The sequence below is a fragment of the Vulcanococcus sp. genome (assembly GCF_044369115.1).
Classification (GTDB): Bacteria; Cyanobacteriota; Cyanobacteriia; order PCC-6307; family Cyanobiaceae; genus Vulcanococcus.
This window is the reverse complement of the sequence record NZ_JBIPMN010000194.1, coordinates 1-4,380: the sequence shown is the minus strand read 5'-3', so window position 1 is coordinate 4,380 and position 4,380 is coordinate 1. Positions and strand designations below refer to the sequence as shown.

5 protein-coding genes are annotated in these 4,380 nt (G+C 60.2%); all 5 read left to right on the top strand.

Annotated elements, in window-relative coordinates; genetic code table 11:
- On the top strand, window positions 1-748 hold a 748-nt coding region (locus ACIQ2E_RS12785), incomplete at its 5' end, for a glycosyltransferase (protein WP_398331180.1).
- Window positions 745-1,569 carry an FkbM family methyltransferase gene (locus ACIQ2E_RS12780; protein WP_398331177.1) on the top strand — a complete coding sequence of 275 codons (825 nt, stop codon included), beginning with the start codon at window positions 745-747 and terminating at the stop codon, window positions 1,567-1,569. The genes ACIQ2E_RS12785 and ACIQ2E_RS12780, both read left to right, overlap by 4 nt.
- Window positions 1,566-2,681, top strand: coding sequence for a glycosyltransferase (locus ACIQ2E_RS12775; protein WP_398331174.1), 1,116 nt, complete (start codon window positions 1,566-1,568; stop codon window positions 2,679-2,681). The genes ACIQ2E_RS12780 and ACIQ2E_RS12775 overlap by 4 nt, the downstream gene beginning before the upstream one ends.
- Window positions 2,678-3,802 (top strand): glycosyltransferase, encoded by a 1,125-nt coding sequence (locus ACIQ2E_RS12770; RefSeq protein ID WP_398331171.1) that lies wholly within the window; start codon window positions 2,678-2,680, stop codon window positions 3,800-3,802. Before ACIQ2E_RS12775 ends, ACIQ2E_RS12770 begins: the two co-directional genes overlap by 4 nt.
- The coding region (locus tag ACIQ2E_RS12765) for a hypothetical protein (RefSeq protein WP_398331168.1) at window positions 3,799-4,380 on the top strand (582 nt) is incomplete at its 3' end. The genes ACIQ2E_RS12770 and ACIQ2E_RS12765, both read left to right, overlap by 4 nt.

Genomic DNA, 4,380 nt, shown 5'->3' with positions numbered 1-4,380 from the left:
AAAGGCAGGAATGCCTCTGCTTCACTGCTTTCAAAATCCTGTCGATCAGCGCCAAATCGACTTCGCTGAGCGACGGATGCGTAAGCGGGCCGGGTTCCAGTGCATCAGTCAAAACCAGAAGGCCCATGCCCAGTTTTCTAGACCCTGCATCGTCATCCCCAACCCAGTTGACACGCAGGCCTATAGTCCAGGTGCTGGTGATGCTGGTTATTTAGCCTTCCTGGGCAGGCTGACGCGCAATAAGGGTATAGACATTGCCATCCAGGTTTCCAAGTTGTCGGGCCGCCGATTGGTAATCGCTGGCAACATCTCCAAGGAAGAAGGTGGCGAGCTGTTCTTCCGAGAGCACGTGGAACCTCATCTGGATGGTGAGCAGATCCGCTGGATTGGCCCCGTGAATGATGACCAGAAACAGGAGCTTCTGGGTGGTGCTCAAGCATTGCTGTTCCCGATTCGCTGGGATGAACCTTTTGGTATTGTGATGGTGGAGGCACTTGCGTGCGGCACTCCTGTGATTGCCACGAATCGGGCGTCCACACCCGAAGTGCTTGAGCATGGGCGCACGGGTTTCCTCTGTGACTCCGAAGAGCCATGCGCTGAAGTATTTGCAGAGGCTGTGGGCCAGCTTTCTGCGCTCAATCGTTCGGATTGCCGGCGAGAGGCGGAGCGGCGTTTCGATGTTCGTATTGTAGCGCCCCAAGTTCTCAATGTGCTCCAAGGCCTTGCTTTTGGAGAGCGCGACTCATGATCAGGCGATGGGCGGCAGAAGCCCTGCTCAACTACCTGGCTTATTGCCCGATCAAGCGGGGAAAGTATCGCCTTGCCCAGCTGGCATCCCTATTGCTCGATGGCATTGTTGTGCGATCCCGCTATGGACCCTATCTCAAGGCGCGTTTTGCGGATAGCACTTTCTGGCTAGCAGCACGCTACGGCAATGATGAAGTGATGGATCTCTTGGCTGATCTTCAGCCTGATGATGGTTTTATCGATGTTGGTGCCAACATTGGTCTCACCACTTGTTTTGCCGCTCCGCACTGCTCGGCTGTTCTAGCCCTAGAGGCGAGTGGAAGAGAGTTCATCGACTTACTGGCAAACTGCTCCTTACTCAGTAGCTGTGCTCAGCCTGTGTGCATGTTGGCCGCTGCTGCGGAAGCAAGTGGTTTCTTGCCGTTTCAGGTTGGCCATGTGTCCCATTCCGGCGGCAACTCCATAGCACCCTCTCATGGGGCTTGCGAAAACTTTGTGATTGTTCCAAGTATCTCTCTTGACACGCTCTTGAACGCCCACAATCTCAAAGGCTGGCCGGCCATGGCGGCCGCCCACCAATCCAAGCGTCTGGTTGTGAAGATTGATGTTGAAGGCTTTGAGGGCATGGTCCTCAGCGGCATGAGCACCTTGCTCCAGGAGCAACGCTGCCGCAAAGTAATCGTTGAGGTGAACCCAGGGCGTGCTAGCTCTTTAGATCAATCATCTGATATCGATCAAATGATGGCTGGATATGGTTATATCCCTGTCATTTCCCCGGCTGGCAGGGTCCACTTTGACCAGTGCTATCGGCCACAGGTATGACTGCGGACAGCAGCGATTCCTCCCACCCCCTGCTGATTGTCCTCACCTCCCTGGTCGCCGAAGGCTGCCCCCAGCTGACGTTGCAGCTAACCCGTCATTGGCGGCAGCAGGGGGTGGCGGTGGAGCTGCTCTGCCTGTCCGACCAACCCACCGACCTGCGGCCGGAGTTTGAGGCCCTGAGCATTCCAATCCACACGGTTGAGCTCGGCGGCGGCCTGGCCCGCTACCCACGGCTGGCCTGGCTCAGCTTCAGGCTCTGCCGCCGCTTGCGGCCCACAGCGGTGCTCAGTTTTCCCCTGGGCTGGCATGCCTTCATCGCTATGGGCGCCCAAGCCGCCGGTGTGCGTCGCGTCTGCGGCCATGTGGGCAACCTGCCGCCGGTGTGGACCGGCAATGCCTTTTGCAAGTTCAGGCTGCTGGGCCGTCCGTTCACCCAGCGGCTGCTCTGTTGCTCGGAGTACATCCGTAACGCCACAGTGCGCGACTTTGGCGTGCGAACCCGTGAAACCCGTGCAATCCACAACGCCTGCGATCTGGAGCGTTTTACCGCCGTGCAGCGATCCGGCCAAGTCCACCAGCCGCCACGGTTGGCGATGGTGGCGCGGTTGGAGGGCCACAAGGATCAGCCCAGCCTGATCAAAGCCGTGGCCCTCCTTCGCGATCAAGGCCTGGTGGTGGAGCTGTGGCTGATCGGTGAAGGGAGCCGGCGGCTCGAGCTTGAAGCACTCAGTGCTGAGCTCAAGCTCAGTGGTGGGGTGCGGCTGCTGGGGAGCCGTCGCGACATTCCGGCGCTGCTGGCCGAGATGGATCTGTTTGTGTTCTCCGCTCGCCCCGATGAAGGCTTTGGCATCGCCCTGGTAGAAGCCATGGCCGCCGGCGTGCCGATCGTCGCCAGTGATGTGGGCGCCTGCTGGGAGGTGCTCGACGGCGGACGCTGCGGCTTGCTGGTAGAGCCTGGCAATCCCGAGGCCCTGGCTGCTGGCATTCGCCAGGTACTCAGCGATCCGGCGGCAGCCAAGCAGCGTGCGGAGGCCGCCCGCCAGCACGCCCTGGACCGCTTCAGTGTGGCGGCGATGGCGGAGGCCTATGGCGAGGAGCTGGGGTTGGGATGAGGGTTCTTCATGTTCTCGGTGGTCTCCACGCCGCAGGCATCGAAGCGTTGGCCCTGCAACTGATTCGCCATGCTCCCGCCGGCGTGCATAGCGAGCTGCTCAATGCCGATCCTAGTGCGCAGGAGATGGCGCCGGCCTTTGAGCAGCTGCAGCGCGAGGGTACGTTGCAGGCCCTGCATCAGTGGCACTACTGCGATGGCCCCAAGCTGGCTTGGCGCAGCTTCCAGCTCTGCTGTCGTACCCGGCCTGATGCGCTGCTGATCTACCCCTGCAGCCGGCCCATGTTGTGGTTGGCCCTTGGCGCCAGGCTGGCTGGGGTGCGGCGGTTGGCAGTTCACTTGGGGAACACCGCACCGGTAGACCCCCAACGGCTGCGTACCTCGCACCGGTTGCTGCGTTGGTTTCAGCGGTTGGGTGTGGTGGCCGTGCCCTGCACGCAGGCGATCGTGGAGAGCCTGCAGCCCCTGCCGCGCGGCCTGCGCCTGGGGATGGTGATCCCCAATGGCTGCGACACCAACGCCATCGCCAAGCGTGCTGCCGCAGCCCGTGTCCAGCGCCCCCCTGGCGATCCGCGCCGGGTGTTGATGGTGGCCCGGCTCGATCCGATCAAGGACCAGGCCACCCTGATCCGGGCCTTTGCTGCTGCCCGCCAGCCCGGTTGGGCGCTTCAGCTGGTGGGCGATGGTTCAGAGCGGCCTCGGCTGGAGGCGATAGCAGCCGAGTTGGGGATGAATCCCGCTGAGGTGTTCCTCGGATACCGCAGCGATATCCCTGAGTTGTTGGGCCAGGCCGACGTGTTTGCCTTCTCCACCACCACAGCCGAGGGCTTCGGAATCGCCTTGATCGAGGCCATGTCCGCCGGCCTGCCCATTGTGGCCAGTGATGTGCCGGCCTGTCGAGAGGTGCTAAAGGAGGGAGCCGCCGGGGAGCTGCTGCCGGCTGGCGATTGCCAGATCTGGACCGAGGTTCTAGATCATCTAATTGCCTGTGTTGGTTACAGAACAGAACTTTCGCGGCGATCCATTGCCCATGCCACCGCATGGGACATCTGCCTCTGCGCGCGGCAATGGAGTCGCTTTCTTCTTATGCCTGGTCCTTCCTCTGTAAAATTGGCTCCATGATTTCCCTTGCATCGATTGGGCGCAATAGCCTCCACGCCATAGGAGGAGACCGGGCTCTTCTTTTGGCACGTTTTATCCGTAAGATTCCGGCCTTGTGGCGCGAAGAGCTCTGCGCCGATCAGCATCGGAACAAGGACTGGAGCCCCAATCGTATATTCGTGGCGGGTGACGATGCTTACTTCCCGATCTATTGCCCGGAAATCCTCGACTCTCCAGAGGGTGGATTCCTGCGAACATACAATGTCTTCCGCCACCAAGCGAATGCCTGGTATATGCGTCGCGAGGTACGCAATTTTATTCGCTATGCGCTAACTGCAAGGCGCTTTGCTGATGTGGGCTCAGCGGAAGGTTTTTACAGCGCTCTATTTGCTTCCATGCATGGTCGAGATGCTGAGATTCTATCAATCGATTGCGGTAGCATCGCTGGTTGCAACTCGGCCCATAGTCGCATTGTGCGCGATCAAAATGCAAGCGTCTTTCGGCCTGCCCGCTGGGATTATTTGCAGGCATTCGTAACCGACGCTCGCCTGCTGAAGCCTGCTTTCCATCTGCCCGCTGAAACCAGTGTGGTTACACTC